This window comes from Sphingomonas sp. OTU376 (assembly GCF_038440415.1).
GTDB lineage: Bacteria > Pseudomonadota > Alphaproteobacteria > Sphingomonadales > Sphingomonadaceae > Sphingomonas > Sphingomonas kyeonggiensis_A.
The window spans coordinates 55,427-81,467 of sequence record NZ_JASATQ010000001.1 but is presented as its reverse complement, the minus strand read 5'-3'; the positions used below and the strand labels follow the sequence as shown (position 1 = coordinate 81,467).

Sequence of the window (26,041 nt, the reverse complement as noted above, 5' to 3'; positions counted from 1 at the left end):
AAAGCCTTAGAAGGCGACCAGTTCCTCCCAGGGGATGATCCGGTGCATGTGAGCTACGTCCTTCCGATCGACCCGGAAAGAGATCGACGGGTTGAACTGTTCAAGTTCGATGTATGAAGACGTGGCCTTGACCAGACGCTTCGCCAGCACCTTGTAAATGCGCTCTCCGTCATCCTCCGGCTTGCGCAGCTGCACAACCACGTATTCCCTCGCCTTAGGTGTTCGCTTTGGGTCGACATACGCCACTTCGCCAGGCTCATAGCGGGGCTCGAGCGACGTGCCAGTGAAGTAGATCGCGTACACGTCACGGCGGTTGTCGAGCGAAGCCGGTCGGCGAACGTGATCGACGACTTCGTTGTCGAGCATCATCGTCTCAACCCACACGCTTGCATCTTCCCCGGTGAACTCCAGGTCGGCGCATTCTGCAGTTCCCATGACTGGCACATCGCGCGGGCGATCATCCCCGCGGAAGGCGAGGCGCGGGGCCTGCACTGAGGCGGGCGAGGGCTCCTTTTCCTCAGCGCGAGAGCCGGCCTCAAACTCGGCGAACGTTACCCCGATCGCGGAGAGGAGCTTCTCGATCGTCTTGTGGTTTGCCGCGCCTCGCGTGCGGATATTGGCAAAGATGCTGCGATTGAGTTGGGCGCGGGTAGCCCACCCGTTCTCTGACAAGCCGACCGGCTTCACCGCCAACAGGCGCTCGTAAAGCGATAGGGGGTCTCTTTCCATGTTGTCGGCAATAGCTGACACATCGGAAAAATTCGCTGTTAGCCTTTGCCAACTCTTTTTGCTTGCATTGTTAGCGTCCGCCAACATATCAACGCCGACCATGGACATCCCCTCGCCCGAAGAGCTGGTCAGCAAGATCGAGACGTTCATCGCGCGCCATGACATGGCCGAGACCCGTTTTGGGCGCGATGCGGTCGGCGATCCCAACGTCCTCTCCGATCTCCGCGCAGGTCAGCGCCTCCCCGGCCTGATCAAGCTTCGCCGCATCGCCAAGTTCATGGCGAGCAAGGATGCGGAGAAGGCCGGCGCCGATCATGTCGACACCGTTACGGCCGACGCGGGCGCCGGGTCATCCGGAAAGATCGCGAAAATTTCCGCCCCGGCAGGCGCCGCATGAAGCCGGAGCGCATCAGCCTCAAGGTCGCTACGGCCGAAATGATCAAGGGCGTCGGCGGGCTCGAGGCAGCTGCCGGCTTCTGCCGCGTCGGCAAGAGCGTGCTGGGCGAGGCGCAGAGCATCAGCTGCCCGGATCGCTATGTCGCAATCGACGTGGTCGCCGACCTGGAGCCTCTCGCACGCGATCGTGAGGGCTGGCCCCACGTCACACGCGCGCTCTGCCTCGCAATGGGCGGCGTGTTCGTGGCGCTTCCGTCTACGCCGCCGGGCCGAGAGGACCTGATCGGCTCGGTCGGTCGCCTTGCCGGTGAAGCGGCCGATGTGACGCAGGCCATCTGCGGGATGGTCGCCGACGAGAAGAATGAACGGCACGAGATCGCCGCGGCGCGCGTGCAGGTGGCCGAGGCAATGGCCGTGCTCGCCGCGCTCGACCGGCAACTTCAAGCAATGGCGGGAGACGCCTGATGGCGCTGATGGACCTTCGCGGTGCCGTGCCGAATTGCGGCGCCCATCGCATCGCATGGGTGATCGGCACCGCGCCCGATCCCCGGATGAAGTATGCCGAGCTGGAAGTGAAGCTCGGCCCGAACTCGGTCGAGCGGCTGCTTGCCGGCGACCTGACGCCCGGCGCTTCCATGGGCTCGAAGATCTTCGTCTGGAGCAATGGCCGCATCACGTATAACCACTTCTATCAGAATACGCCGAAGCGGTGGCGCGACGCGCCCTTCGGCTTCCGCGCGCCCACGCCTAAGGCCCCGGTCATGCTGGCGAGGGATATCGTCCGCGTAGCGGACTCAGCCCGGCGCGTGGAGGCGGTATTCAGCGCGCTCAGCTTCCGCGCGCATCAGGCAGGCGCCTGACCATGCGCGGGGGGACCGTATTCATCGACGATGCGGCGAACGGCGGGAGCCATCCCGGCGCATGGCTGGCCCATATCGAACAGACCCCGGCACTGCGCGCGCAGTGCCGCGAAGAGTTACCCGCGCGCTCCCCCTCGGGTCGCACTGAGAGCGAGCGCGCGTCCGGCGAGGCGCAGCAAGCACCCCCCTCCGCCCACTGTGCCTCGCCGGCACACCAATCCGAACTGCGGAGTGCCTTTCGTGGCTGAGGCTGTTCGCTTCCAGGTGGGGCCGCTGACGATCCCGATCGCGGCGGACGCCTTCGAGGCCTGGGTTGACCAGGCCGGCGAAGGCGATCGACTGCCCTATGCCCGCGGGCCGGAGCCGCTGCGCGCGCATCCGACGTTCCTGCTGGCAGCGCGGCTGGTCGCGCAAAAGCGGATCACCACCTTCCAGCCACGCGTACCGGGCACGAGGCTGTTCGACTTCGTCGCGGAGCGGCTGGCGATCGGATTCGTCCCCGCGCCAGTCGATGTCGAGGTGCTCGATATCCTCGATCGGCGCGTGCTGGGCGAGATCCGCGCCGTGATCGCGGCAGGCAGCGCCTGGCCGGGGGACGCCAGCGCGGCCCGGCGGCTGCAGCTAAAGAACGCCGACGCCGTGCGCTATCGGCGCGAGCGGCTGGCCGGGCTCGGCGTGATCCGCTGGGTCAATCGTGGGCCGTTGCTGCCGCTGGTGATCACCGACCTGGAGACCGGCAAGTGCACGGCGGAGGCGCGGTGATGGCCGCTATCGTCCGCGCCCGCTCGCAGCAGTCCGTTGCCGATCAGCTCGCCGAGATGGTCGCGCTCAACGAACTCTCGGTGCGTCGGCCGCTCACCCATGAGGAAAGCGAGCGGCTGGGCCTGCTGATCTACCGTGAGCAGCAGCGCGCCCGGTATCGCCCGGCGCTGATCGCGAAGCTGCGGGCTGAACTGGCCTTCCTGGAATCGCTCGAGATCGCGGAGCGGGGTGCGGCCGCAGAGGGCTCCGCCAAGGCCGAGCCCGTCGATCTTGAGCCGTCCGACGATGGCATCTGGTCCACTAGCGAAAGGCAGGCAGCATGAGTGCCGATGGGAAGCGTTGCGAATGCGGCGGGCTGGCGATCGCCAGCCTGCGGCGGCGCGACGAAAGGGCGGGCGAGCCGATCTGCGCGACCTGCCTGAAGCAACTCGCGCCGGGCTTCGTCGAGATGAAGCCGCGCGGTGGCAGCGCCCCGGAGACTGCCCGTGGCTGATCAGGTCGATCTCGCGCAGCACTATGAAGCGACCATGCTGGCTGACGCGATCCGCATCGCGCGCAAGCCCGTGCCCGCCGGCGTGGCTGGCGAATGCGAAGAATGCGGCGACGACAGTCCGCGCCTGGTCGGCGGCCGCTGCGCGCCGTGCCGCGAACCGAAACCCCGTATCCCTGGGAGGCGCTGACCATGGCCGTAAGATCGAAGGTGCTCCAGCTGGCGGGGGGGCGTGAACGCCCGCCGCTTCGCGCCCATCGACTGGAAGGCGACGATCGCCTCGCAGGGCTCGGCTATGCTCGCAAGTGGCGAGAACGCCACCGCGCGTATTTCGATGCGCTCTATCCAGACACGGTGGCTTACGGCTGTTGCGGGCAGTGCGGTCAGGATCTCGATCGGGTGCTCCGATGACTGATGCGGCCGAGAACAGCGATGGCCGCCGGTGGAGCTGGTGGGCGGGCGAAATGGAAAAGCTGGTCAGCGGTCCTCGTGCCGGGGACTGGGGGAAGCCGGAAGTCTACACCGTCAATGAGGCCACGCGTGACGCCGTGATCCTTGCTGCGCGGGCCGAGTTCGGATCGGAGGCGACGATTCATATCGTCGAAGCGACGCAGGACGGTGCGTTCATCACCGACCTTTTTGAGCCGGACGATCGCCTGCTTGATGCAGTGTTCGACCGGTTTGCCGAGCAGAACGGCGACCGCTTTGGAGAGGACGGGTTCCAAGGCGATCTGTCGCACGAGGATCTGGCGGCAGCACTGAACGCCGCCCTGGCTTCGTTCATTGGCGAGCGTGAAAGCGATATCGTCACCTGGCGGTTCACCGAGCAGCGCAATGGCGAGGTTATTGCGGCGGAGCCGTCGGAGTGAGCCGTCGCCGCACCCATGATGACGTGCGCAACGAGACGATCGTTGCCGAGCGTTCGGGGATGCTTGCGCATGTCGCGCGGCATCGCGCCGGCGTCTCGATTGCTGTGCAGGCTGGTCGAATGACGACTAGCGATGCGGACCTCGTCAATCGGCAGGTCGCTGCCTTTGCCGAGAGCTGCGCCATTGGCCTGCACATCGATGGCGACACTGACCAGGTCCAGGCGCTCCGCGAGCGCTTCGGCAAGTGCGCACCTATCGCCCGCCCCGATGGCCGCAAGCTTTGCCCGCATCGGCGGGCCGACCTCTCGAACATGGTGGTCGCTGAAGACGGGACGGTCACCTGCCCGCTGCATGGGCTGATCGTGCAGGTCGCGGCGTGACGGATCGTTCGTCTCGGCGCGAAGTGCGCAATCCTATCCTGGGTCTTCCGGCGGCGGTTGAAGCGCTCCGATCGCTCGATCGAGAGCAGCGCGCGGCGCTCCGCATAGTGCTGTTGGCCGTGCGCGAGCAGATGCGGGAAAAGGAAGTGATCAGCTATCGGAAGCGCAAGGGTCCGATGGTCGAATACTATATGTCGGGTGCGACATACGCCAAGCACATCGCGAACGTGCTCGGCATGCTCAATCGCGGTGAACGCCGCGATGGGTGACAAGTACACTGCCCTGTCGTGGATGATGCCGCAGCTGGCGCGCTCGGGCCTCGTGGTCAACGAGGGCTGGGTCGAGCGCCAGGCCACGGCCGCGTGCGACCTCTTTCCCGACAAGACGCTGCACCCGCTCGCGATGCTGCTGGCCGTTATGCACGAGCACGCGCTCTCCTATCTCGAGCAGGCGCCGGTGTTGGTGTTGGGCGTGCGGGGGCGCGCCGATGCCGGCAAGAAGCTTCCTGCGGCGCGCACGCAGATGCTCGCCTATCGGTTCGGCCCGCTGATCCGGAAGGGCACGAAGCTCAAGACGCTGATGCGCGAGTTCGGGCTACCGCTGCCCATGCGGCAACTGCACGCCTGCGAGATCGACAGCCGGCGCGCGAACCTGTTCCTTGACCGGCTGGCGTTGATGCTCAGCCCATCGGAGCTGGCGCAGGCGATCCCCGAAGAGCGCATGGCGCAATCGCATTGGATGGGCGCGATCGAGGCGTTCGACGATCGCGCGCGCAGCCGCGTGCAGATGCGCGCGATGGGCCGCGATGCCTATGTCGAGCGATTCGCATGGGCGGCACCGGCGCTGGCGCGTGCCATCGCAGCCGGCGAGCAGGTCGACGACGCCGGCGACATGGTCGATTTCCTCGTCTCGCCGGGGCGCCCGTTCAATCCGCGGTGGAGCTGGCTCCAGGCACGGGAGCGGTCGACCACCTGGCACCGCGAGCATGCGGCCGAGGCGGCCGAGAACACGCGGCTCGGCTTCTCGCCCGACAAGCTGTTCGACTTCGCGCCCTTCCCCCTTGAGGCGAACGTCGCGGGCCTGGACTTCGTCGCGCTGCGATCCGTGCTCGAGCTGCGCGAGGAAGGGCGCCGCATGCGGCATTGCGTCGGCGGCTATCATGCCGAGCTGTCGGCCGGGCACCGCTTCTATTCGATCCGCCGCGACGGCCAGCGCCTCGCCACCGCGCAGCTCGTCGACTTCACTGCCGTCCAGGTCAAAGGCCCGCAGAACGCCAAGCCCAAGGCCGAGGTAATGCGCGCGCTTGGCAAGTTCCTCGGCGAGGCCGCTGGGCATGAAGTCTCGGTCAACCTGCCCGCCGAGGATGATGCGGCCGACCTTCCGGGGGAGGAAGCTGAATGATCCTCGTACCCGTGCCAACCACGATCCGGGGCCTGAAAAAGCTGGCCAAGCGCATCAAGCGCGAGAACGGCATTCAGCACGCGCGAGCGCTCGACGCGGCCGCCCGAGTTGCCGGCTGCGAAGACTATGCCCATGCGCTTCAGGAGCTTCCGGCATGAACGGCCAGAACCGCTCCCCCGCCGTCATGCAGCAGCGGACCGAGGCGATGGACAGCCTCGACGACTTCCCCACGCCGCCGTGGGCAACGCGGGCGCTGCTCGAGTTCCTCGCCTCGCTCGGTCTGCCCTTGGCCGAGCTGGAAGGCTGGGAGCCGTGCTGCAATCGCGGCTACATGGTCATGCCGCTGCGCGAGCAGCTGGCCAGCGTCCGCGCGAGCGACGTCATGCGCTATCCCGACTGGTCGCTTGCCGACGAACCGGAGCTGATCGACTTCGTTACCACCGGTCATACCGAGCCGATGGTCGACCTCGTCGTCGGCAACCCGCCGTTCAACCTCGGCGACGATTTTATCCTGGTCGCGCTCGGCCGGGCGCGTGTGGCCGTGGCCATGTTCGTCCGCTGCGCCTTCATTGAGGGCGAGAACCGGTATCACAGCCTCTATTCGAAGCGGCCGCCCGATTTCGAGCTGCACTTCGTCGAGCGCGTCGTGATCCTGCGCGGGCGGCTGGTGCAGGCCGGCAAGGTCGATCCGTTCGCCGAGAAGCCCGGCACCAAGGCTTCCACCGCCACCGCCTATACCTGGCTCGTCTGGCTGAAGGATGGCGATGGCGACACCCGCGCGCGCTGGATCGCGCCGTGCCGGCGCCGCCTCGAGCGCGCCGGCGACTATCCCGTCTATCCGACCGCCGTTGCGGCGCCCGGCGGCATGTTCGAGGGGCTGGCATGATGCGGCCGCTCTCGATCGTCGCCAGCGACAACGCTGGGGGGGGGGCAAGCGTGAGCGGTCCTCACCGTCCCCTGCTGCGCTATCTCGGCAGCAAATGGCGCCTTGCCCCTTGGGTGATTGGGCACTTCCCCGCGCACGACATATATGTCGAGCCGTGCGGCGGGGCGGCCGCTGTGCTGCTCCAGAAAGATCGGTGCCGGACCGAAGTCTATAACGATATCGACGGCGAACTCGTGAACCTGTTCGCGGTGCTACGGTCGCCTGCAGGTGCGGAGCTGGTGCGACAGGTCGCGCTGACACCCTACGCGCGCGCCGAATACCTCGCCGCGCATCTGCCGTCCGACGATCCGGTCGAGCGTGCCCGCCGGCTGCTGGTCCGCTCGCACATGGGACATGGCACGCGCGGGACGCGCGTCGACCGCGCGGCCGGCTTCAGGAGCGACGGCAAGACGGGCGGAACGCGTGTCGCCGGCGAGTGGGCGGACTTCCCGATCGCGCTTTCGGCGATCATCGACCGGCTTCGGGGAGTCAGCCTCGACAATCGCCCGGCGCTCGACCTGGTCGCCTATTGGGATGATCCCAAGGTGCTGGTCTATCTCGACCCGCCGTACCTGCCCGAGACGCGCAGCGACAAGGCAAAGCAGGCCGAGGGCTATCACACCTATGCGTGCGAAATGCGCCTCGAGGATCATGTCGAGCTGCTCGACGCTGCACGCGCCTCGCGGAGCATGGTGCTGATCTCCGGCTACGACAGCCCGCTCTATGACGACGCCCTGCGGGGCTGGCGCCGGGTCACCACGCGGGCGCGCGCCCATCGTAACGCCGAGCGCCTCGAGGTGCTCTGGATCAACCCGCTTGCCGTCGACCAGCTCGAGGCAGGCCCTCTTTTCGGAGCCGCTGCATGACCGATATCGATTCGAGAGACATTTCCGTTGAGCTTCGTGAGGCGGCGAACCTGCTTGAAGGCTCCGGCGATCTCGACCTTCGTGACGCCTGCAGGGACGCGGCGTCTCGCTTAGCCACCACGCCGACCCGCTCGCAGAGCGTGCTTCAGCCGTGGGTGGTCGCGCTGCCCTTCATGCAGCAGTCGGTGTTGATCGCGGCCGTTCGCGCGCCGGACGGCCTGCGCAAGGATCATCCGATCAAGGTGATCATGCGCTGGTATCGCCGGTGCGTGCTGTTCGGCGCGTTCGAACGCAATGTGTTCGCGACGCCTTTCTGCCCTGGCGGCGGCAGCTTCACCGGGCCGTTCACTCCGGAACATGCGCAGCAATATTGCGGGTCGGTGGGCAGCGGCTTCTATTGGCGCGGCAACGTGGTGCCCGGCGATCCGCAGGAGCAGTTCGACCACATGCGGGAGGTCTATCTCCGGCACGTCGACGAAATGCCGCACCACTTCCAGCTGCATCTGATGCATGCCGCGCAGATCATCGGCTACAAGCACAACGACCCTGCCGTTCGCGAGTGGTGGGCGACCTTCTACCGCATGATCGTCAACGACGCGCATCTCTTTCCGGAGAGCGAAGAGCTGATGGACATGCGCCTCGGCGACACCGAGGCCGGCTGGCGCGCTCGTGAAGAGGTGACTGCGCCGTGAGCGGCGGCAGTGACCTTTGGGATGCCAATGAAGACGGCTTTTGGTGCGGCTCCTGCGGCTTTCTGGTCGCACGGGCCGACGCCGACCAAGAGTCGCTGCCCGACGAATGCCGCCAGTGCGGCTTTCCCGATGCTGAAAGCGTCGCGGCCTACCACCTCGACGACGACGATGACGCCGCCGAGGATTTCGACCTTCGACGGGCGCTCGTGGCGGTGATGCGCAGATTTAGGGCGGGCGAGCCGCCAAGCTGAGCCGCCAGCTCCCAATGCCGAACTTCTGTTTTAGCCCGTGACTCTCGGGGGGATTACGTGTCGCCAAATACCACCGCACCGCGCCTCGGCGCCCGCCTGAAGCGGGAGCCGTAGGGCGTGGCGCTATCTCAACAGTTCCTCGACGATCTCAAATCGCGCGTCATCCTGTCATCGGTGATCGGCAAGACGCTGAAGCTCGACAAGGCTGGGCGCGAGTTCAAGGCGTGCTGCCCGTTCCACCAGGAGAAGACGCCGAGCTTCACCGTGGTCGACGAAAAGGGCTTCTACCATTGCCACGGCTGCGGGGCGCATGGCGACGCGATCCGCTGGCTTATGGACGGGCGCGGGCTCGGCTTCATAGACGCCGTGCGCGAGCTGGCCGGGTCGGTCGGCATCGAAGTGCCGGCACGATCGCCCGAGGATGCGCGGCGCGAGGACGATCGCGCGCGCGTCGACCAGGTGATTGACGCGGCCGCGAAGTGGTTCGCGGGCCAGCTCGGGCAGGCGCCGAAGATCCTCGAGCAGCTGCACGCGCGCGGAATTACCGACGCGTCGATCGCGAAGTTCGGGCTGGGCTATGCGCCGCCGCGCCTTTCTGTCTCGGGCTGCGGCGTCCCGCCGGCGGAACTCGCCAAGGCCGGGCTGATGCTCGAGGCGCAGGAAGGCCGCGATGCCGGCCTGTGGCGCGATTTCTTCCGCCAGCGGATCATGATCCCGATCCACGATGCCCGCGGCCGCGCGATCGGCTTCGCGGGACGATCGGCGGACGGCAGCGAGCCGAAGTACAAGAACAGCGTCGAGGCCGATCACTTCCACAAGGGCGAGGTGCTGTTCAACCTGCACCGCGCCGCTGCGGCCGCGCGCGCGGCGCGCCGGCTCGTCCTGGTCGAGGGCCAGATCGACACGATCGCAATGGACCAGGTGGGCGTCGCCGAGACGGCGGCGCCGATGGGCACGGCGATCACCGAGCGCCACCTCGAGCGCGCATGGCGCGTGAACGAATGCCCGATCCTGCTGCTCGACGGCGACGCCGCCGGCAAGGCCGCCGCGCTGCGGGCCTGCGAGCGCGCCCTCCCCGCCGTGGGGCCGGGCCGCAGCCTGAAAATCGCGATCCTTCCTTCGGACGAAGACCCGGACAGCCTGATCCGGAAGGCCGACGATGCCGAGAGCGGCCGCGCCGCGATCGAGGCGGTGCTCGCGACCGCGAAGCCGATGTCGGCGTGGCTGTGGGAGACGATGCTCGCCGAGGCGGATCGGGCCAGTCCCGAGGGCCGCGCGGCGCTGTGGGCACGCCTCGCCGAGCAGGCGGCACGGATCGCCGATGCGGAGACGCGGAACCTTTATCTCGCGGATTGGCGAAGCCGCTTCGACGCGCAATTCCCCCCGCCGCCCCTGGGGGTTTCCTTCGCGGAAATGGTTCCAGATGGAAGGGTGCGCGATATCTCCGACCTGCCGGAGGTGGAGCAGGCGCGGCTCAGGAGCGTGAGCGCGGCATGGTTGGCGCGGACCATTGCCCATGCATCGGCCAGCGCGGATGCGGCCGGGAATTGGGCGTGGCAGCTCGGCCGCCGCACCGGCGCCGGCATGATCGCCGAGGATGCGGCCGATCGCGCGATGGGCGAGCTGCGCGACGCGATGGTCGGCGTCGAGCCCGACGAGCTGACCAAGTCGTTCGAGGCCGGCCATGCGCGCGGCTTCGATCCGGAGCTGCTGCTGCTCGACATGCGATGCGCCGGCTTCCCGCGCACCGACATGGGCAATGCCGAGCGCTGGAACGCGCGATTCGGCCGCGACTACCTCTACACTACGGCCAAGGGCTGGTTGGGCTGGGATGGGCGGCGATATCGCGTGCTCAACCAGGAGAAAGACGTGCTGCCCGCCGAGGTGATGGCGAGCGTGTTCCTCACCGTGCGCGCGATCGGTGGCGAGGGGCGCTTCGTCGAGGATACGGGGGCACTGCCCGACGAGGATGCCGATCCGCTCGCGATCGAGACGCCACCGCCGCTCGGCGCGATGGATGCATGGATCAAGACGGGGAAGAAGCCGCAGCGGCTATCGGCCGCGCTGGCGGCGTGGGCGCTGACTTCCGAGGGCGCCGGCAAGCTGATGTGCATCGCCAACCTGGCCAAGCGCTGGGTCACGGTGGAGTTGTCGACCTTCGACACCGATCCGATGGTGCTCAACTGCCTGAACGGCACGCTGCGCTTCCACAAGCGGCAGGGTGACAAGGCGGCATGGGTGGAGCTGCGGCCGCATGATCGCGACGATCGGCTGACCAAGGTGACGGCGTGCGAATATCACGCCGATGCCGAGGCACCGATCTACCTCAAGACGGTGCGTTGGGCGCAGCCGGATACGGCGCGGCGGCGCTATATCCGCCAGTGGCTGGGCTACAACCTGACCGGCGACATGGGCGAGCAGATATTCCATATCTGGTACGGCCCGCTCGCCGCGAACGGCAAGTCGACGGTGGGCAATGCCTGTCGCGATGCTGCGGGCGACTATGGCGACACCACCAATGTGGAGACCTTCCTCGACGAAGGGCCGAAGAAGCGCGGCGACGCGGCGACGCCGGATATCGTGCGCCTGCCCGGCGTGCGCTTCCTCACCGCCGGCGAGCCGCCCAAGGGCGCGAAAATCAACGAGCCGCTGATCAACAGCGTGACGGGCGGTGATCCCATGCTCGCCCGCGACAATTTCCGCAGCTTCTTCCGGTTCGTGCCGAGCTTCAAGTTCACGCTGTGGTGCAACGACCTGCCCGCAATTCCGCAGGGCACGGCGGGCATCTGGCGGCGCGTGAAGGTGGTTCCATGGGAACAACACCTCACCCGCGAAGAGCGCGACCATACGCTGCCAGACAAGCTCAAGGGCGAATATCCGGGCATCCTGGCATGGATGGTCGGCGGCCTGCTCGACTATCTCGATCACGGCTTTGTCGAGCCGGAGAGCGTCCAACTCGCCTCGGCCGACTACAAGCAGGACAGCGACCCGCTGACCAGCTTCCTCAACACCTGCGTCGTCACCGACCCTGACGGCCGCGTGCAATCGTCGGTGCTCTACAACACGTTCTGCGGGTGGGCGAAGGCCGCCGGCGAGCGCGAGTGGACGCAGAAGGGCTTTAGCCAGGCACTCAAGGCCAAGGGCCTCGCGAGCAAGGCGTCGAACGGCATGCACTGGCTCGGGATCAGGATGATCCGGCAGGCGAGCGACTTCGTGACCGAGGACGGCAAGGTGAAGACGCTCGACGCCCTGGCGCCGGGCGAGGGCGATCATGTGCGCCCGCCGCCCGAGGCCGACGACGGCCCGCTGCCGGGCTGGGACGATATCGTACCCTGACGATCCTTCCACATGGAAGGGTGCCGGAAGGGTCAGCGGAAGGGAAAAGGCGCGGATTTCTGCGGCTTTGGAAGGATTGGAAGCTTTGTCGCGAAAGTAGTGCGGGTGCAGGCGTGGGCGCGGGCGTGCGCGCACAATGGCATGAACATCATTCCAATCCTTCCAATGGTTCCATGTGGTAAAGAGAATAGAGGTAGTACAATGAGTTACAGGCAAGCAGGGAGCGGAAGGGTTTGCGAGGACGCTTCCGTTTATGGAAGGGAGGTGGTCGAAGCAGTCGATCCCCGGCTTGAGCGCATCGCGGGCGGCTTCATGTCGTTCGATGATGTGCGGGAGGCATTGGTCGAGGCCGTCGAGCTCTATCGCCGCTATGCCGCGCGTGGGCGCTTCCCTTTTGCGTCGGATGGCCCGTGGCACCTTATCAGCCGGCGCAACCGCGACGCCTATACCGGTGGCGACAAGTCGCCCGCCCGGATGCCGCGCATGCCGCTGAGCAAGGTCGAGGTGGCCCGCATGCGGGAGCGGCTTGAGTGGTTGATGCTGGTGCCGGACGATACCGATAGGCGCATCATAGTGCTGGCGATTGAGGCGCTGGCCGATGGCGAAGGCCGGGTGCCATGGGGTGATCTGGTGCGGCCAATGGGGGCGAGCATCGGCCCGGACGGGCTGCGCATGCGCTATGTCCGGGCGCTTGGGGCGCTGACTCGCAGGGTCAATCTGGAGATGAAGGCGCGAAAAACGGCAGAAATCTCAAATCGGACGTGTCAAGACCCGGAATCATTCCGGACCTAAATATTCTTGTTCGTTTCCGGACCTCTTCGGGCTTATTTCTTTGTACGTTGGGGTGAGCGTTCAACCTTTCCGCTTCCCTCGGCATCCTCTCCTAATCCTTGCGAAGGGCGGCGCGGCTTCGGTCACGCCGCCCTTCGCCGTTGTGGATCATATGCATGGCTCGATTGAAGGCGATGCCGAGCAGGTTGGGCGCGATGCCGGCGAGGCTCAAGGCGCCGCCCAAGCGTGCCGAGGGCTTCTATCAGTCAGCCGAGTGGGCGAACTATCGCAGGCGCCATGCGGCGTGGACGCGTGAGCAGAAGGGTGCGCTCTGGTGCGCGCGCTGCGGTTCGACGCACCGGCTGATCCTCGACCACATCGTCGAGCGCCGCGATGGCGGGCCGGACTTCCCGCCCTTCGAAGGCGCGGAGTGGCTGTGCGCTGCCCACCACAATGCGAAGACGGCGGCGGCGAGGGCGGAGCGGGTCCGGTCAGGCGGAGCCTGACCCCGGGGGGGGTGAAAAGTCCATAGGGCCGCGAGCTACCTGACCGCCGTCCCCCGCACTCAGGGATTTTTTTAATGGCTGATGAGAATTTGGTCACGAACCTGTTCGGCGACCTTGTTCAGCCGCCCCGTGAAGGCCGCGGGAGGCGGCCCCACATCTGGACACGCGAAAACTCAAACCGCGCGCTTCTGGCCTTCGTGCTTGGGCGCAGGGTGCCTGAGGTGGCAAAATTGATCGGGGTGTCCGAGCCTACGTTCCGCAAGGTTTATTTTAAGGAAGTGAAGCTCGCCGGGATCGCCCGCTCAAAGATGGAGCTACGGCAGCTCGAACGGCTGAACGACCAGGCAGAAAAGGGCAACGTCACTGCCGAGAAGGAACTCGCGAAGATGATCGAGAAGATTGTCCGCCGCGATGTTGCAGCGGCCATGTCTGTCCCGGTACCCACGGAGGCGCCGAAGCGCGGGAAGATGGGCAAGAAGGAGCAAGCGCGGGTGACTGCGGCGGCGGTGCAGGGATTGTACGAGCCACAGTCGGGGCCGACGCAGCACTGAGGCGGGCATGGAGTGGTCAACCGCGTGCCCCGATTGGGAAGATAGGATCGTGAACCGGCAGTCGCTGGTGCCCTTTGATCCGCTCTTCCCTGACCAAGCCGCGCATGGACTTGCGGTGTTCAAGTCCCTGCAGATGGTCGGCGTTCCTCGTGCAACGCCGAAGACGAAGGATGACCAGCGCAGCTGGGCGACGTTCGGCGAGGCGTGCGACCAGTTCGTGTTCGACTTCGTCCAGGCCATCTTTGGTGCCTATGACGCCAAATCCGGCAACCGGCTGATCAATGAGTTCCTGCTGCTGATCAGCAAGAAGAACGCCAAGTCTACGATCGCGGCGGGCATTATGGTGACGGCGCTGATCATCAACTGGCGCCACGAGGCCGAGCTGACGATCCTCGCCCCCACCCAGAAGGTGGCGGGCAATAGCTTTCGTCCGGCATCGGCGATGGTCCGAGCTGATCCGAAGCTTGGCGCCTTGCTGCGCGTGATCGATAACGTGCGGACCATTCGCCACCTGGTGACGAATGCCGAGTTGAAGGTGATCGCAGCCGACACGAACACGGCGGGCGGATCGCAGTCAGGTTTTGTCCTGGTCGATGAGCTTTGGTTGTTCGGCAAGCGGGCAAACGCGGCGGACATGCTGGAAGAGGCGACCGGCGGGCTGGCCTCGCGACCCGAAGGCTTCGTGGTTTACCTGACGACGCACAGCAATGAGCCCCCGGCAGGAGTGTTCAAGGAAAAGCTGGAATACTTTCGGGACGTTCGCGACGGGCGGATAGCTGACCCGCAGAGTTTTGGCATGCTCTATGAGTGGCCAGAGGCGATGATCGAGGCCGGCGCCTATCTGAAGCCGGAGAATTTCTACGTCACAAACCCTCATCTGGGCAGGTCTGTTTCGCAGCAGTTTATCGAGCGAAAGCTCCGCCGCGCGGCGAATGGCGAAGAGGAGGTCGACGAGGAAAGTGGCGAGGCCGAAACTTTCCAAGTGGTGTTGGCGAAGTATCTCAATGTGGAGATCGGTCTTCGACTTCGACGGGATCGCTGGCGTGGGGCAGACTATTGGGAAGCCGCGGGCGATCCGACGCTCACGTTGGAGGCCCTGCTTGATCGCTGTGAAGTCGCCGTTGTCGGTGCTGATGGTGGGGGCCTCGACGATCTCTATGGCCTTTGCGTCGCTGGTCGCGAGAAAGCTACGAGCCGCTGGCTGTACTGGTGCAAGGCGTGGGCGTGGCCCGACGTGCTCAAGCGGCGCAAGCAGATCGTGGCGCTGCTACGAGATTTCGAAGCTCAGGGCGACTTGGTCTTGTGCCAGGACCTGCCGCTAGCTGAAACTGAAGATAGTGAGGGGAACGACTTCGCGGTGCCTCAGGACATCCGCGATATCGTGGACATTATCGAACAGGTTCGGGCGAGCGGAAAGATGCCCGATAGCCGGTGCATCGGCCTGGATGCGTGTGGCGTGTCCTTCCTGGTCGATGAACTGGCCAAAGTGGATTTCGTCGCCAACGAAGCCCCTTGGCACGTCATTCCGGTGGGGCAGGGATTTCGTCTGCAGCCGGCGATCGTCGGCCTTGCACGGAAGCTGAAACATGGCGGCGTGGTGCACAGCGCGTCGCCGATGATGGCGTGGTGCGTGAGCAACGCGAAGGAAGAACAGGGCAGGCAATCGGTGATGATCGTGAAGAGCAGCGCCGGTTCGGCGAAAATCGATCCGTTCATGGCGATGCTGAATGCGACCATGCTGCTGATCGAAAACCCGGTGGCCGGACAAGCGGAAGGTTCCGTCTACTCCGAACGTGAGATGTTGGTGATCTGATGGCAGGTGCCCTGATGTCCGGCGATGCATATCGCACGGGCAACATCCATGCGGTGGATGCGATGCCCGGGAGGCTCGCTCCCATGGCGGCCCGCCCGGAACCCACCAATATCACCGATGGCCGTTTCTGGGGCGATGATGTCTGGGACATTATTGCTGCCCTGCCGGCTGAGGCTAACAGCGCCGAGACGGCAGCGCGCGTGTCGGCGCTGTTCTATTGCTGCTCTGTCATCGCGGAGGGCGTCGGCAATCTGCCGATCGACTTCCTCGATCGTGATCACAATCCGGTGCACTTTCCGCTCGAGGATGTGCTGACGCTAGAGCCGAACCACCTGCAGACGGCAGCAGAATTCTGGCCAGCTATGGTTTTCGCGGGTTGCCTGCGCGGTGCCGCCTTCGCCGAGCCGGTTGCCACGTTCGATGGCGTCGAAATCTGGCCGCTCGATCCGCGGAGAACAGCCGAGGAGTGGAAGGACCGGTCGCTCACCGTTCGCTACACCGGGGATGACAATCGCACCCGTACGCTGGGCCCGGCCGACCTCTTCTGGTTCGCCGGATTGGCTGACAGCTGCGCCAAGCCGCTCGTCCCGTGGAAGATGGCAAAAGGCTCGATCGATTTCCAGCTTGCGCTGGAAGTTGGTGCCCGCACCTATTTTCGGAATAGCCGCCGGCCTGGCGGTTTTCTGAGCACCGAACAGAAGCTGGACGAGCCTGCGTTGTCTCGGGTGCGCGACGGGATCCTTCAGTGGAAGGGCGGAAAGATCGCGGTTCTTGAGCAGGGGCTGACGTTCAAAGACGTCGGATCGTCCAACGTCGATGCTCAATTGGCAGAGCTGATCAAGCAGCGGACGCTCGAATTGGCGCGCTATTGGCGCATCCCGAAGTTCATGATCGGCGAGGATGATGCCGGCAAGACGAGCAGTGAGCAGGGCGCGATCGACTTCGTGAAGTACTGCGCCCGTCCGTATGGTCGACGGATCGAACAGGCGATCACAGTAAGACTTCTGCCGCCGGACATTCGCGCACAGGGCGTGAGGGCGGGGCTGAATTTTGACGCGCTGCTACGTGGCGACAGCTCAACGCAGTGGAAGAACGCCGTGCTGGCGCGCACCGGATCGATCCTGTCCGTCAACACGATCCGCACCAAGTGGTTCAACGAGCCGCGTATCGAGGAAGAGTGGGCAGACGATCCCCGAACCCCGCTCGGAAGCAACCGCGCGGCCGACACGGCGATGGGCGGAGAGACCGCCCCGCAAGACAAGGTGAATTGAGATGGACGTGATGGCTTCGACCGCGCTGTGGGCGATGCACCCGGCGTTCCTTGACGCCTTGTTGAAGAAGGGCGCGCTGGAATCGTTCCTGCCCGATGTGATCAAGAACTTCGCCGGCATTTCCGCCCCAGCGGCGGCAAAGGCGGCGGATCCGATCCGCGAGGGGGCGAGCATTATCGTCCCGATGCATGGAGTTATGGCGCCCTCCGGAGTTTACTCGGGCGCCAGCGTGATGACTGATGTGCTCGCGAATCGCATTCGCGAGTTCGGCGCCGACAGCAAGATCGGCACCGTCATCCTTGACGTGCGCAGCCCGGGCGGCTTGGTGTGGGGAACGCAGGAGCTGGCCGACGCGGTCTACGAGGTTCGTCAGCTGAAGCCTGTGGTGGCGGTGGCCAACCCCTATTGCTTCTCGGCCGCCTACCATGTCGCGACCCAAGCGTCGGCGTTCTTCGTGACCACCAGCGGCGAGGTTGCGAATGTCGGGGTTCGGTCCGGCCACACCGACATGTCGGGCTTCGAAGAGAAGATCGGCATGAAGACCACGCCGATTGCGTCACACCCGGACAAGATCGCGGCGCACCCGCACGCGCCGCTGACCGACGAGGATCGCGCCGACATTCAGGCGAGCGTGGAAGCCGCCAATCAGGCCTTTGTGGCGGCGATCGCGCGGGGGCGGGGCATGAAAGTAGCCGATGTGCCGGCGGTGCACGGCACCGGCAAGACTTTCCGCGCCGAAGAGGCGTTCTCGCGCGGCGCCACGGATGGGGTAATGACGCTGCGCGATGTGATCGCGAAATACTCCTCGAGCCGTTCGCGGCTCGATCTGATGCGTCGCCGTGCCGAGATGCAGGGGCAGGCGGCGACCATCTGAACGGACTTCCATGGGGAAGATGATGGGCGGCTTTCGGGCCGCTTTTTTCATGGGCGCACGCGCCCGGATCAACGGCCATTTGAAAGGAGTTCATCATGAACCTGGCCATCTTGAAGAACCAGGCGCGTGAGGTTGCGAAGCGCCGCGAGGATCGCATCACCGCGGCCATCGGCGAGAATCGCGACCTGACCGCAGAGGAAGAGGCGGCCGAGACTGCGGATGCGGCCGAGTTCGATCGCCTCAGCGCCCAGATCAAGCGGCTCGAAACGATCAACACCGGCGTATCTGCACTTGGCCTTGCCGGAGCACTCGCCGCCGCTCAGCCGGTGGCCGCCCAGTCTGCGCCGCTGGTGCAGCCGGGCGCGACGTTGATCGTTCCGGCGCAGCCGCGTGCGCAGCTCGACACCGCCGGCTTCAACAACATCGCCGAGTTCGCCCAGGCGGTCCGCTTTGCGAACCCCGCCGCAGGCGGCGCATTCCGTATCGACGAGCGTCTCGCTGCACCGTCCAACGTGCATACCGAGCAGGGTGACACCGCCGGCAGCTACCTGGTGCCGGCTGAATTCCGGCAGCAGATCGTCGATCTTGTCTATGCCGGTGATGACCCGGTCATCAACCTGATCGACCCGAGCCCCACTTCGAGCAATCGCGTCATCGGACTCGGCGACGAGACGACCCCTTGGGGGACCTCGGGCATCCAGGCCTACTGGCGGGTCGAAGCGGAGCAGATGACGGCGAGCAAGCTCTCCCTCACGCCGCGCGAGACGGTGATGAACGAGCTTTATGCGTTCGTTCTCGCGACCGAGGAACTGCTCGAGGATGCTCCGCGGATCGCGGACCTGCTCACCAACAAGGCTGCAGCGGCTATCCGCTGGAAGACGGTCGATGCCTACATCTATGGCGACGGGATCGCCAAGCCGCTGGGCTTCTTCACCTCCAGTGCGTTGATCACCATCGCGAAGGAAAGCGGCCAGGCTGCCGACAGCATCGTAGCCGCGAACATCGCCAAGATGCTCGCGCGCGTCATCAACCCCAGTCAGGCTGTATGGCTGGCAAACAGCGATACGCTGCCGCAGATCATGGCGCTGCAGGCCGGCGCCAGTGGGCCGCTGCTCTGGCAGCCGAACTTCAAGGATGCCCCGGGCGGCACCCTGCTCGGGCGCCCGATCTACTTCACCGAACACTCGAAGACCGTGGGCGACAAGGGCGACCTGATGCTCGTCAATCCGATGGGCTACGAGGCATTCCGCAAGCAGTCGGGCGTCCAGTACGCGGAATCGATCCACCTCTACTTCGACTACAACATCCGGGCGTTCCGCTGGATCTTCCGGGTCGGCGGTCAGCCGGTGCTTTCGGCGCCGGTTTCGCCCGCCAACGGCAGCAACACCAAGAGCCACTTCGTGGCGCTCGCCGACCGCGCCTGATCGCGCGGCCTGAACCGCTCCCCGGCGCTGGCCGGGGAGCCCTGGCCGCCTGAGCGGCAGACAATCGGAGCAAGGCAAATGAACGGCAATCTCAACCCGTCGGCGCGTTTCAGCGTGGCCGGCGTCATCGATCCGGACGCGTATGCGGCGGGCACCTACGCAACGGACTGGATCGACATGCAGAAGTGGTACGCTCTCGAGGGGATCGTGATGGCCGGGGACCTCGGCGCATCGGCCACGCTCGACGCGAAGATCCGGCAGGCGACCGATGGCTCGGGCACCGACGCGAAGGACGTGACCGGCCTGGCGATCACCCAGCTCACTCAGGCCGGCAGCGACAGCAACAAGCAGGCGCTGATCAACGTCGTGCAGGGCGACCTGGACAAGAACAACGGGTTCCGGTTCGTCCAGCTGTCCATGACGATCGCCACCGCGACCTCGGACGCTGGCGCCGTCGTGATCGGCACCGATGCCCGCTACGGCGCGGCATCGGCGAACGATGCCGCCACCGTCGACGAAATCGTCGGCTGACCTGACGCGGGGCGCGCACTCCGCGCCCCGCCAAGCTTTCGGAGCGATCCATGATCATCTTCTTGCGCGACCACAGCGTTGGCGAGGGCAACGACCTCGAGCAGTTCACCAAGGCCCAGAAGGTCGAACGATCGACCCCGGAATCCGAGATGCATTTCGTGCGTCGCGGGCATGCGGCCTTCTTCGATCCGGAGACCGGTGCCCTTACCGACCACGATGGCAACCCGATCGAGATGCCCGAGGACCTTGAGCTGGTGAGCGACGGCCAGGACGCGCGCACTGGCCGCGTGCCGCCGCGGGCGATCACCGGCTCGGGTGTGACGGCCAAGAAGGCTGGCGATCCGGGAAAGCCCGCCAAAGCGACGCCCAATAAGGTCAAGGCGGCCGACAAGGCGCCTAAGCCGCCGAAGTCGGCAAAGGCTGGCGCGAAGCCCGGCAAGCCGGCTGCATCGCAGCAGCTTCAGCTGGACGATGGCTTCGACGCGCTCAGCGATGATGAGTTGCTCGAGAAGGCTGTGGCTCTCGGCGTGGAGGGCGACAATCGCGACGCCCTGCTTGTCGCGATCCGCGCCAAGCTCGCGGCCGACCAGGCATAACCCCTCCCTCGGCGGCGACCCTCGTCATGATCCTGCAGCTCACCCCCCAGGCGATGCCTGCGGGATATGGCGAGGGCTTGCTGCCGCTGGCCGCGTGCAAGGCGCATCTCGGTTTCATTGATGCCGATGTGACCGAGTTCGATGGCCTGATCGCAGCGCTGCGCGATGCCGCGGTCGATGCCGTGGAGCGGTACACCAACCTGTTCCTGGCGCCCCGCGTCGGCGTGGTGGCGAAGTTCAGCTGCTTCGGTGGCACAATGCGCCTCGGGCGTGGACCCGATGCCACCGTGATCGTCACGGCAGTCGCCTATCCGGGTCCGGACGGCGTGCCGATCGAGATGGCGGAGGGCAGCTGGCGCGTGCTCGCTGGCGGCAAGCTTTCGCCTGCGATCGGCGCTGTATGGCCCGTCTCTTATGGCGATGTGACCGTGACGTTCGACGCCGGCTTCGCCGACAGCGCATGCCCGCCCGGCCTGCTGACCGCCGCGAAGATGTTCCTGGCGCACCTGTACGCGAACCGCGAAGCGGTCGTGTCCAGTGGCGTCACTGCCGAGCTTCCCCTCGGCTTCCGCATGCTGTGCGACCAGCACCGCATGCCCGTGCTCTGATCCTTTCTACTCAGGAGGCAATCCATGGCTGATCTTTCGATCACCGCCGCACTCGTGCTGGCGGGTGTTGGCGCCAACCTCGATTTTGGCGGCAAGGCCGGTGCTACCATTACCGCCGGCAAGGTGGTCTATGAGGATGACACCACCAATCGCTATGGCCTGGCCGACAGCAACGGCTCGGCTGCCGCCAAGCAGGCCAAGGGCATCGCGCTGGGCGGCGCTTCCGATGGCCAGTATCTGGCAGTGCTGCGCGCGGGGCCGATCACGATCGGCGCGACGCTGGTGCCCGGTACCGCCTATTACCTGTCCGACACCCCCGGCGGCATCTGCCCGCTGGCCGATGTGGGCAGCGGCGAGAACGTGGTGCAGATCGGCATCGCCGCCTCCACCACGGTTCTGCACGTCGACATTCAGAACCCTGGCGTGACGCTTCCCTGATGACTGCCGCCGGCAAGCGCAACCGGCGTATCCGGTTCGAACGGAAGGTGGACGCGCGAACCGACGAAGGTGTGCACGAAGAGCAGGGCTGGCAGAAGATCGAAAGCGCGTTGGCCCGCGTGTTCTACGGCACCGGCGCCGAGCGGAGAAATGGGGCGGCGGAGGGCGCGACACAGGTCGCGACCTTCAACGTCTATTCCACCACCAAACTGCGCGGTGTGACGGTGGCCGACTGCCGGATCTTCGATATGGATTACAAGCAACCCTGGGACATCACGGCTGTGGCGCCGGGCAAGCCGGGTGAACTCGAATTTACCGCCACCCAGGTGCGTGGCTGAGCCATGCCCCTTCGCGCCGACTTCAAGACCCGGCTCGAGGCGATCGCCAAGGGGATCAATCTGCCCACCGAGGTGAGCTGGTGGGAACTGCCCACCGGCCTCTGGAAGCGCGCCTGCCTGCTGACACCGGCAGGGGCCGGCCAGATCTGGACGCATGAAGGGGTGAACGCGCTGGTCAATCCGCGCGTGCAGATCGACTGGTATGCCGAAAAGCAGTCCGAGGCGTCGGCACTCTATGAGGCATGCCTCCTCCAGTTGCAGGACGTGGCATCGGTGACGGTGGGCGGGACAGAGTTCCTGCCTCCGTTCGAGCTGAACATGCACCTTTTCGACACGGACCAGATTGGCGGGACCGAAAGCTCTCCGGGCCGGAAGGTCTACCGCGCAATGCAGGATTTCTCGTTTTTCGCCCAACCCGCAGCATGAAGGGAATGGATAGATGACCGTTGCCGCAATCCCGAACTTCGGGAAGCAGTTCTGGATGGCGCCGGCAGGGCAGGCGCTCGTCCAGGTGGCCGAGCTGATCTCGCTCAAGAACCCCAATCCGACGCATGGCATCGTCGACGTTACAACGCATGACAGCGCCACCGATCCCGATGGCGGGGTGCCGATGGAGAAGATCAAGGAGCCGGTGTACGATCCCGGCCAGGTCACCGGGTCGCACCACTATATCGCCGGTTCGACGATGGATGAAATGATGATCGCGGCGCGCAACAGCCCCGAGGTCTATGATTTCAAGATCGTCGTGCCGACCACCGACGGCGCCAAGGAAGAGCTGACCTTTTCCGGCTTTGTCACCAGCTACGAACCGCAGGATGCGCCTGTGCGTGGCGTCCAGGTGGCAAACTTCACCGTCGAAGTAACCGGCGTCATCGATCAGCAGGCCGCCTGATCATGGCCAATGCACTGATCGGCGAAGCAGATGCGATCCTGCCGGCGGAAGGGGAAGTTGCAGAGCGGACGCTCCATCTGGTGATGAACAATTCCGCCTGGTTCGCGGTGGAGGACTTGCTGGACAAATCCTATGCGGATGTGTTCGCCGAGGTAGTGCTCGCGGAGGTGCAGCAGCGGTCCGTCAAACTCAAAACGTCCGCCGCTCTGATGTTCGGGGCTACCCGACGCGACCATGACGAGCTCACCCTCGACGATTGCGCCGAGCTGGTGAAGGGGCATGGCAGCATTGTCCTTCCCGCGCTCGGCAAGGCGATGCGCGCTTCGATCAAGCTGAGGGAGCCGGAACCGGGGGAAGCGAAGCCGGCGGGGACGCCGGCGACGAAGAGCGGTGGGACTGGGAGCGCGTCCTAGAACTGTATCTGGAAGCCGGCGGCTCACTCTCCGAATTCCTGACCGTCGAAACGCCCAAGACCACGCACATCCGGATCAAGGCCTATCGCCGGCGCCGAGGCTGGCAAGCCTATTGGACGGGATCGATGGGCAGTGGTTTCGATTGGCAAGGAGAGCGGCCGACTCTGGCGGAGATGATGGATACCGCGCCGCCACAGGCAAAGGTTCAGAGCGACTCGCAGATGCTCCACGCACTGCGATCCATCAAGTTCAGGCTTCGGGGCAAGGTGAAGGGAAGCTGATGCAGATCGGCACGATCGACATCCCCGGCCTGGCTGAGCTGGACGCGATGCTGTCGCAGTTGGGCAATGCGGTGGCTACGGGCATCGTAAGCGATGGGATCGAGGCATCCGCGGTGCTGCTGCGAGATGCATGGACAAAGGGCGCGCCCTTCGATCCGAACTCGCGCGCGAAGACCTGGACGACCAAGGACGGCATGGTCCACCGGCGTGACTATGGCCATTTGAACCAGAATATCCGGGTTGGATCGGTGCGCCCGCGCAAGGAGCATGCGGTCGTTTTCAAGGTCACAACCGGCAATGCATTCTGGGGGTATTTCCGGGAGATCGGCACGGTGAACCAGCGGGCGCGCCCCTGGGCCCGTCCGATCGTGGAGCAGCTCAAGGGCACGTTCGTGACGGTGCAGGTGGATGTGATCCGTGCCGGGATTGAAAGTGTGATCGGGGATGGCGTGGTGGCTGTGAGCCGCCCGCGCTTTGGCGCAACGATGGCAAACGGAAGGAACGGGTGAAGTGACGACGCTTGCCAATCTCACCACCTATTTCGCCGGTGAGAGCGCTTCCCTGTTGAGCGCGATCGAGAGCACCAAGGGCGGATTGCGTTCCCTGGTGAAGGAACTCGATCCAGTCGCGGCTGCTACCGACAAGCTGAATCGACAGACGGCAATGCTCGACAATGCCCTGAAGTCGAACAAGCTCAACCTAGATCAGCATGGTATCCTCGTGGCGCGGCTGCGCCAGCGTTACGATGAATTTGTAGGCGGGCAGGCCCGCTTGCGGGGCGCGAACGGCCAGTTCAACGCCGGCCTTCAGCAGATGTCGTACAATCTGAACGACGTAGCGACCCAGTACGGCTCGAACATCGCTTTGCAGACGATCTTCATCCAGCAGTTTCCTCAAATGATACAAGCGGTTCAGCTTATGACCGCCGAAAGCAAGGGGTTGCTCGGTGTGATGAGCAGCCCTTGGGGGATAGCGTTCGGTACCGCTGCAATACTCGTGGGCACCCTTTCCATGAAGCTGTTCGGGAATGCGGAGGCGGCTAAGGCCGCCGCACTGGGCAACGACGGCCTTTCGGACGCACAGTCGGCGCTCGGCAAGATTTTCGATCTCACCACCGGGAAGATCAAGTCGCAGAACGAAGTGCTGTTGCTGAACGCCCGGCTGACCGCGATCAACATGCGCGCCGAGGCGATGAAGGAGCGGGCCGATGCGGACAAGGCGTTCGGCAACCTTGGCAAGCAGAGCTGGTCGAACTGGTTTACCGGCAAGGTGCCATCCGTCCTTGGGACGGGCGACAGGATGTTCGATAGCGGCAGAATCGGTGCACCGGCGCGATCGCTGATCGCGGGCGTGCGATCTGGCCGCGTCTCGCTGGAAGAAGCGCTACGCCGCACCGAGAACATCGACATGTCGGGATCGATGATCTCCAAGGAGGATCTCCAGCAGGCGATCGTCAACATCGCCTCTTCGGGGACCAAGGTGCAGCTGGCCAACAGGATCGACAAATCGCTCGACACGGGCAAGCTCGATCCCGCTTTCGCCCAGGCCGGGGGTTCCAAAGGGGGGGCGGCCGCTCGCGACCGATCCGCGCAGATGGCCGAGCGTTTCTACGACGATCTCCAGCGCTTGCAGAACGAGCAGCTCCAGCTCACTTCGCAGATCACCACCGACGTGAACGAGCGGGCAAAGATCGAGCATGATCGGCTCGATCAGGAATTGGCCGCCTATCGCCGCGATCTCGATCTTCGCGTGAAGCAGAAGGAAATCACGGGCGACCAGGCCAAGCAGCTGCTTGCGCAAAAGGAAGCGAATGTCGCGCGCCAGCACACGCTGGTGAACTGGAAGCTGGACGAGCAGTTGAGCGACCAGGCCCTCACTTCCTCCAAGGCAGAGATCGACAGCAGGGACGAAATCCTGCGCCTGATGCTGGATGGCGCGCGGACCATGAAGGAGCGCCAGCGCATCCAGCTCCAGCTGCTCGAGGATGATATCGAGCTGAAGCGGCTGAGCCTGGAGCGGATCGTTGCATCGCACGATGCGACGGAGGCCGCGAAGCAGGATGCGCGGAACAAGCTTGCCCAGCTCGATCAGGAGAAGGGTCTTCGTGCCGGCCAGATCCAGCGCAACACCATGGGTCCACTGGCATCCTATCTCGATTCGCTCCCGCAGACGGCCGACGAGATCAACGAGGCATTCGAGCGCGCCGCGGCGGATGGGATCGCGGATGTGAAGAACGGCCTGGCTGAGGCCATCGTGAAGGGCGAGGATCTGGGCGATGTGCTGGTCAATGCGCTGCAGCGCTTCCAGATCAAGGCGCTCGACCTGTTGATGGACAAGGGCATCCAGAAGCTTCTCGGCGACGGTTCCGGCAGCGGCGGCAGCGGAGGCTTTCTCAGCAGCTTGGCAAGCCTCTTCGGCGGCGGCAATGGCGGCAGCTCGAGTGCCGGCCTTTCCAGCCTTGGTTCCAGTCTCGGCAGCGGCCTTCCCGGCTTCGCCAATGGCGGCAGCTTCATGGTGGGAGGAATCCCCGGCATCGACCGCAACCTGCTCTCGATCAACGGCAGGCCCACGGCGATGGTCTCGGCTGATGAAACGATCCATGTGCGCCCTGCGAATGATCGCGGCGGCGGCGGATCCCTGGTGTTCGACATGCGCGGCGCCGTCGTGACGGAAGCGCTGCTGCGCGACATGGAGCGGATCGCAAACGACGCCACCGCCACGGGGATCGGCCGATACCACAAGGCCGTGGTGCAGACCTCGCGGCAGTCGGCCTGACC

Annotated in this window: 35 protein-coding genes; 34 read left to right on the top strand and 1 reads right to left on the bottom strand. The window is 65.2% G+C overall.

What is annotated here, in order from left to right:
- Positions 1-6 precede the first annotated feature (6 nt).
- On the bottom strand, positions 7-831 hold the full coding sequence (locus AAHM44_RS00480) for a S24 family peptidase (RefSeq protein ID WP_342248638.1): 825 nt from the start codon (positions 829-831) through the stop codon (positions 7-9).
- Between AAHM44_RS00480 and AAHM44_RS00475 the strand changes: the two genes are divergently transcribed.
- The 34 genes from AAHM44_RS00475 to AAHM44_RS00310 all read left to right on the top strand — a co-directional run bounded on the left by AAHM44_RS00475 (position 830) and on the right by AAHM44_RS00310 (position 26,039).
- Positions 830-1,126, top strand: a complete 297-nt coding sequence (locus AAHM44_RS00475) for a hypothetical protein (protein WP_342248637.1) — start codon at positions 830-832, stop codon at positions 1,124-1,126. The two genes, AAHM44_RS00480 and AAHM44_RS00475, sit on opposite strands and share 2 nt — an antisense overlap.
- A complete protein-coding gene (locus tag AAHM44_RS00470; protein WP_342248636.1) occupies positions 1,123-1,590 on the top strand; it encodes a hypothetical protein in 468 nt (155 codons plus the stop codon). The genes AAHM44_RS00475 and AAHM44_RS00470 overlap by 4 nt, the downstream gene beginning before the upstream one ends.
- The gene (locus AAHM44_RS00465) at positions 1,590-1,985 is read left to right on the top strand and encodes a hypothetical protein (RefSeq protein WP_342248635.1); all 396 of its coding nucleotides are present in this window, start codon (positions 1,590-1,592) and stop codon (positions 1,983-1,985) included. The genes AAHM44_RS00470 and AAHM44_RS00465 overlap by 1 nt, the downstream gene beginning before the upstream one ends.
- Positions 1,986-2,225: 240 nt before the next feature.
- Positions 2,226-2,747: a hypothetical protein gene (locus AAHM44_RS00460; protein WP_342248634.1), complete on the top strand. Its 522-nt coding sequence runs from the start codon at positions 2,226-2,228 to the stop codon at positions 2,745-2,747.
- Positions 2,747-3,070, top strand: a complete 324-nt coding sequence (locus AAHM44_RS00455; protein WP_342248633.1) for a hypothetical protein — start codon at positions 2,747-2,749, stop codon at positions 3,068-3,070. Before AAHM44_RS00460 ends, AAHM44_RS00455 begins: the two co-directional genes overlap by 1 nt.
- The gene (locus tag AAHM44_RS00450; protein WP_342248632.1) at positions 3,067-3,240 is read left to right on the top strand and encodes a hypothetical protein; all 174 of its coding nucleotides are present in this window, start codon (positions 3,067-3,069) and stop codon (positions 3,238-3,240) included. Before AAHM44_RS00455 ends, AAHM44_RS00450 begins: the two co-directional genes overlap by 4 nt.
- Complete coding sequence (locus AAHM44_RS00445; protein ID WP_342248631.1) at positions 3,233-3,427, top strand: conjugal transfer protein TraR; 195 nt, start codon at positions 3,233-3,235, stop codon at positions 3,425-3,427. The genes AAHM44_RS00450 and AAHM44_RS00445 overlap by 8 nt, the downstream gene beginning before the upstream one ends.
- A 217-nt stretch (positions 3,428-3,644) precedes the next feature.
- Positions 3,645-4,106, top strand: coding sequence for a hypothetical protein (locus AAHM44_RS00440; protein WP_342248630.1), 462 nt, complete (start codon positions 3,645-3,647; stop codon positions 4,104-4,106).
- Complete coding sequence (locus tag AAHM44_RS00435; RefSeq protein ID WP_342248629.1) at positions 4,103-4,486, top strand: Rieske 2Fe-2S domain-containing protein; 384 nt, start codon at positions 4,103-4,105, stop codon at positions 4,484-4,486. Before AAHM44_RS00440 ends, AAHM44_RS00435 begins: the two co-directional genes overlap by 4 nt.
- On the top strand, positions 4,483-4,755 hold the full coding sequence (locus tag AAHM44_RS00430; RefSeq protein ID WP_342248628.1) for a hypothetical protein: 273 nt from the start codon (positions 4,483-4,485) through the stop codon (positions 4,753-4,755). Before AAHM44_RS00435 ends, AAHM44_RS00430 begins: the two co-directional genes overlap by 4 nt.
- On the top strand, positions 4,736-5,887 hold the full coding sequence (locus AAHM44_RS00425; protein ID WP_342248627.1) for a PcfJ domain-containing protein: 1,152 nt from the start codon (positions 4,736-4,738) through the stop codon (positions 5,885-5,887). Before AAHM44_RS00430 ends, AAHM44_RS00425 begins: the two co-directional genes overlap by 20 nt.
- Positions 5,884-6,045, top strand: coding sequence for a hypothetical protein (locus tag AAHM44_RS00420; RefSeq protein ID WP_342248626.1), 162 nt, complete (start codon positions 5,884-5,886; stop codon positions 6,043-6,045). Before AAHM44_RS00425 ends, AAHM44_RS00420 begins: the two co-directional genes overlap by 4 nt.
- Positions 6,042-6,773, top strand: coding sequence for a hypothetical protein (locus tag AAHM44_RS00415; protein WP_342248625.1), 732 nt, complete (start codon positions 6,042-6,044; stop codon positions 6,771-6,773). The genes AAHM44_RS00420 and AAHM44_RS00415 overlap by 4 nt, the downstream gene beginning before the upstream one ends.
- Positions 6,774-6,823: 50 nt before the next feature.
- On the top strand, positions 6,824-7,678 hold the full coding sequence (locus AAHM44_RS00410) for a DNA adenine methylase (protein ID WP_342248624.1): 855 nt from the start codon (positions 6,824-6,826) through the stop codon (positions 7,676-7,678).
- Complete coding sequence (locus tag AAHM44_RS00405) at positions 7,675-8,370, top strand: hypothetical protein (protein ID WP_342248623.1); 696 nt, start codon at positions 7,675-7,677, stop codon at positions 8,368-8,370. Before AAHM44_RS00410 ends, AAHM44_RS00405 begins: the two co-directional genes overlap by 4 nt.
- Complete coding sequence (locus tag AAHM44_RS00400; RefSeq protein WP_342248622.1) at positions 8,367-8,621, top strand: hypothetical protein; 255 nt, start codon at positions 8,367-8,369, stop codon at positions 8,619-8,621. The genes AAHM44_RS00405 and AAHM44_RS00400 overlap by 4 nt, the downstream gene beginning before the upstream one ends.
- Before the next feature lie 117 nt (positions 8,622-8,738).
- On the top strand, positions 8,739-11,957 hold the full coding sequence (dnaG, locus tag AAHM44_RS00395; protein WP_342248621.1) for a DNA primase: 3,219 nt from the start codon (positions 8,739-8,741) through the stop codon (positions 11,955-11,957).
- Between the two features lie 264 nt (positions 11,958-12,221).
- Complete coding sequence (locus AAHM44_RS00390; protein ID WP_342248620.1) at positions 12,222-12,749, top strand: hypothetical protein; 528 nt, start codon at positions 12,222-12,224, stop codon at positions 12,747-12,749.
- 155 nt (positions 12,750-12,904) lie between these two features.
- Positions 12,905-13,234, top strand: coding sequence for a hypothetical protein (locus tag AAHM44_RS00385; RefSeq protein WP_342248619.1), 330 nt, complete (start codon positions 12,905-12,907; stop codon positions 13,232-13,234).
- Between the two features lie 74 nt (positions 13,235-13,308).
- Positions 13,309-13,785 carry a hypothetical protein gene (locus AAHM44_RS00380; protein ID WP_342248618.1) on the top strand — a complete coding sequence of 159 codons (477 nt, stop codon included), beginning with the start codon at positions 13,309-13,311 and terminating at the stop codon, positions 13,783-13,785.
- A gap of 49 nt (positions 13,786-13,834) precedes the next feature.
- Positions 13,835-15,598: a terminase large subunit gene (locus AAHM44_RS00375; protein ID WP_342248617.1), complete on the top strand. Its 1,764-nt coding sequence runs from the start codon at positions 13,835-13,837 to the stop codon at positions 15,596-15,598.
- The gene (locus tag AAHM44_RS00370; RefSeq protein WP_342248616.1) at positions 15,598-16,869 is read left to right on the top strand and encodes a phage portal protein; all 1,272 of its coding nucleotides are present in this window, start codon (positions 15,598-15,600) and stop codon (positions 16,867-16,869) included. Before AAHM44_RS00375 ends, AAHM44_RS00370 begins: the two co-directional genes overlap by 1 nt.
- A 1-nt stretch (position 16,870) precedes the next feature.
- On the top strand, positions 16,871-17,743 hold the full coding sequence (locus tag AAHM44_RS00365) for a S49 family peptidase (protein WP_342248615.1): 873 nt from the start codon (positions 16,871-16,873) through the stop codon (positions 17,741-17,743).
- Between the two features lie 95 nt (positions 17,744-17,838).
- The gene (locus tag AAHM44_RS00360; protein WP_342248614.1) at positions 17,839-19,167 is read left to right on the top strand and encodes a phage major capsid protein; all 1,329 of its coding nucleotides are present in this window, start codon (positions 17,839-17,841) and stop codon (positions 19,165-19,167) included.
- Between the two features lie 78 nt (positions 19,168-19,245).
- Positions 19,246-19,698 (top strand): hypothetical protein, encoded by a 453-nt coding sequence (locus tag AAHM44_RS00355; RefSeq protein ID WP_342248613.1) that lies wholly within the window; start codon positions 19,246-19,248, stop codon positions 19,696-19,698.
- A gap of 50 nt (positions 19,699-19,748) precedes the next feature.
- Positions 19,749-20,294, top strand: a complete 546-nt coding sequence (locus tag AAHM44_RS00350) for a hypothetical protein (RefSeq protein WP_342248612.1) — start codon at positions 19,749-19,751, stop codon at positions 20,292-20,294.
- 26 nt (positions 20,295-20,320) lie between these two features.
- Entirely contained in the window at positions 20,321-20,902 is a 582-nt protein-coding gene (locus AAHM44_RS00345; protein WP_342248611.1) for a head-tail connector protein, read from the top strand.
- A 24-nt stretch (positions 20,903-20,926) separates the two neighbouring features.
- Positions 20,927-21,340, top strand: coding sequence for a hypothetical protein (locus AAHM44_RS00340; protein ID WP_342248610.1), 414 nt, complete (start codon positions 20,927-20,929; stop codon positions 21,338-21,340).
- On the top strand, positions 21,340-21,678 hold the full coding sequence (locus AAHM44_RS00335) for a phage head completion protein (protein ID WP_342248609.1): 339 nt from the start codon (positions 21,340-21,342) through the stop codon (positions 21,676-21,678). The genes AAHM44_RS00340 and AAHM44_RS00335 overlap by 1 nt, the downstream gene beginning before the upstream one ends.
- 3 nt (positions 21,679-21,681) lie before the next feature.
- Positions 21,682-22,104, top strand: a complete 423-nt coding sequence (locus AAHM44_RS00330; RefSeq protein ID WP_342248608.1) for a hypothetical protein — start codon at positions 21,682-21,684, stop codon at positions 22,102-22,104.
- Between the two features lie 13 nt (positions 22,105-22,117).
- Positions 22,118-22,570, top strand: coding sequence for a hypothetical protein (locus tag AAHM44_RS00325; protein ID WP_342248607.1), 453 nt, complete (start codon positions 22,118-22,120; stop codon positions 22,568-22,570).
- 2 nt (positions 22,571-22,572) lie between these two features.
- Positions 22,573-22,983 (top strand): hypothetical protein, encoded by a 411-nt coding sequence (locus AAHM44_RS00320; protein WP_342248606.1) that lies wholly within the window; start codon positions 22,573-22,575, stop codon positions 22,981-22,983.
- A 280-nt stretch (positions 22,984-23,263) separates the two neighbouring features.
- A complete protein-coding gene (locus AAHM44_RS00315) occupies positions 23,264-23,773 on the top strand; it encodes an HK97-gp10 family putative phage morphogenesis protein (protein ID WP_342248605.1) in 510 nt (169 codons plus the stop codon).
- Position 23,774: 1 nt separating this feature from the next.
- Entirely contained in the window at positions 23,775-26,039 is a 2,265-nt protein-coding gene (locus tag AAHM44_RS00310) for a hypothetical protein (protein ID WP_342248604.1), read from the top strand.
- The last annotated feature ends 2 nt before the right edge of the window (positions 26,040-26,041 follow it).

Bases quoted from the DNA above. Each gene is read 5' to 3' on its own strand.
- AAHM44_RS00385 (WP_342248619.1), top strand. From the start codon at position 12,905: ATGGCTCGATTGAAGGCGATGCCGAGCAGGTTGGGCGCGATGCCGGCG.
- AAHM44_RS00370 (WP_342248616.1), top strand. From the start codon at position 15,598: ATGGCAGGTGCCCTGATGTCCGGCGATGCATATCGCACGGGCAACATC.
- AAHM44_RS00455 (WP_342248633.1), top strand. From the start codon at position 2,747: ATGGCCGCTATCGTCCGCGCCCGCTCGCAGCAGTCCGTTGCCGATCAG.
- AAHM44_RS00440 (WP_342248630.1), top strand. From the start codon at position 3,645: ATGACTGATGCGGCCGAGAACAGCGATGGCCGCCGGTGGAGCTGGTGG.
- AAHM44_RS00360 (WP_342248614.1), top strand. From the start codon at position 17,839: ATGAACCTGGCCATCTTGAAGAACCAGGCGCGTGAGGTTGCGAAGCGC.
- AAHM44_RS00450 (WP_342248632.1), top strand. From the start codon at position 3,067: ATGAGTGCCGATGGGAAGCGTTGCGAATGCGGCGGGCTGGCGATCGCC.
- AAHM44_RS00475 (WP_342248637.1), top strand. From the start codon at position 830: ATGGACATCCCCTCGCCCGAAGAGCTGGTCAGCAAGATCGAGACGTTC.
- AAHM44_RS00470 (WP_342248636.1), top strand. From the start codon at position 1,123: ATGAAGCCGGAGCGCATCAGCCTCAAGGTCGCTACGGCCGAAATGATC.
- AAHM44_RS00480 (WP_342248638.1), bottom strand. From the start codon at position 831: ATGGTCGGCGTTGATATGTTGGCGGACGCTAACAATGCAAGCAAAAAG.
- AAHM44_RS00405 (WP_342248623.1), top strand. From the start codon at position 7,675: ATGACCGATATCGATTCGAGAGACATTTCCGTTGAGCTTCGTGAGGCG.
- AAHM44_RS00325 (WP_342248607.1), top strand. From the start codon at position 22,118: ATGACCGTTGCCGCAATCCCGAACTTCGGGAAGCAGTTCTGGATGGCG.
- AAHM44_RS00350 (WP_342248612.1), top strand. From the start codon at position 19,749: ATGATCATCTTCTTGCGCGACCACAGCGTTGGCGAGGGCAACGACCTC.
- AAHM44_RS00330 (WP_342248608.1), top strand. From the start codon at position 21,682: ATGCCCCTTCGCGCCGACTTCAAGACCCGGCTCGAGGCGATCGCCAAG.
- AAHM44_RS00365 (WP_342248615.1), top strand. From the start codon at position 16,871: ATGGACGTGATGGCTTCGACCGCGCTGTGGGCGATGCACCCGGCGTTC.
- AAHM44_RS00420 (WP_342248626.1), top strand. From the start codon at position 5,884: ATGATCCTCGTACCCGTGCCAACCACGATCCGGGGCCTGAAAAAGCTG.
- AAHM44_RS00415 (WP_342248625.1), top strand. From the start codon at position 6,042: ATGAACGGCCAGAACCGCTCCCCCGCCGTCATGCAGCAGCGGACCGAG.
- AAHM44_RS00380 (WP_342248618.1), top strand. From the start codon at position 13,309: ATGGCTGATGAGAATTTGGTCACGAACCTGTTCGGCGACCTTGTTCAG.
- AAHM44_RS00340 (WP_342248610.1), top strand. From the start codon at position 20,927: ATGGCTGATCTTTCGATCACCGCCGCACTCGTGCTGGCGGGTGTTGGC.
- AAHM44_RS00345 (WP_342248611.1), top strand. From the start codon at position 20,321: ATGATCCTGCAGCTCACCCCCCAGGCGATGCCTGCGGGATATGGCGAG.
- AAHM44_RS00465 (WP_342248635.1), top strand. From the start codon at position 1,590: ATGGCGCTGATGGACCTTCGCGGTGCCGTGCCGAATTGCGGCGCCCAT.
- AAHM44_RS00335 (WP_342248609.1), top strand. From the start codon at position 21,340: ATGACTGCCGCCGGCAAGCGCAACCGGCGTATCCGGTTCGAACGGAAG.
- AAHM44_RS00355 (WP_342248613.1), top strand. From the start codon at position 19,246: ATGAACGGCAATCTCAACCCGTCGGCGCGTTTCAGCGTGGCCGGCGTC.
- AAHM44_RS00320 (WP_342248606.1), top strand. From the start codon at position 22,573: ATGGCCAATGCACTGATCGGCGAAGCAGATGCGATCCTGCCGGCGGAA.
- AAHM44_RS00315 (WP_342248605.1), top strand. From the start codon at position 23,264: ATGCAGATCGGCACGATCGACATCCCCGGCCTGGCTGAGCTGGACGCG.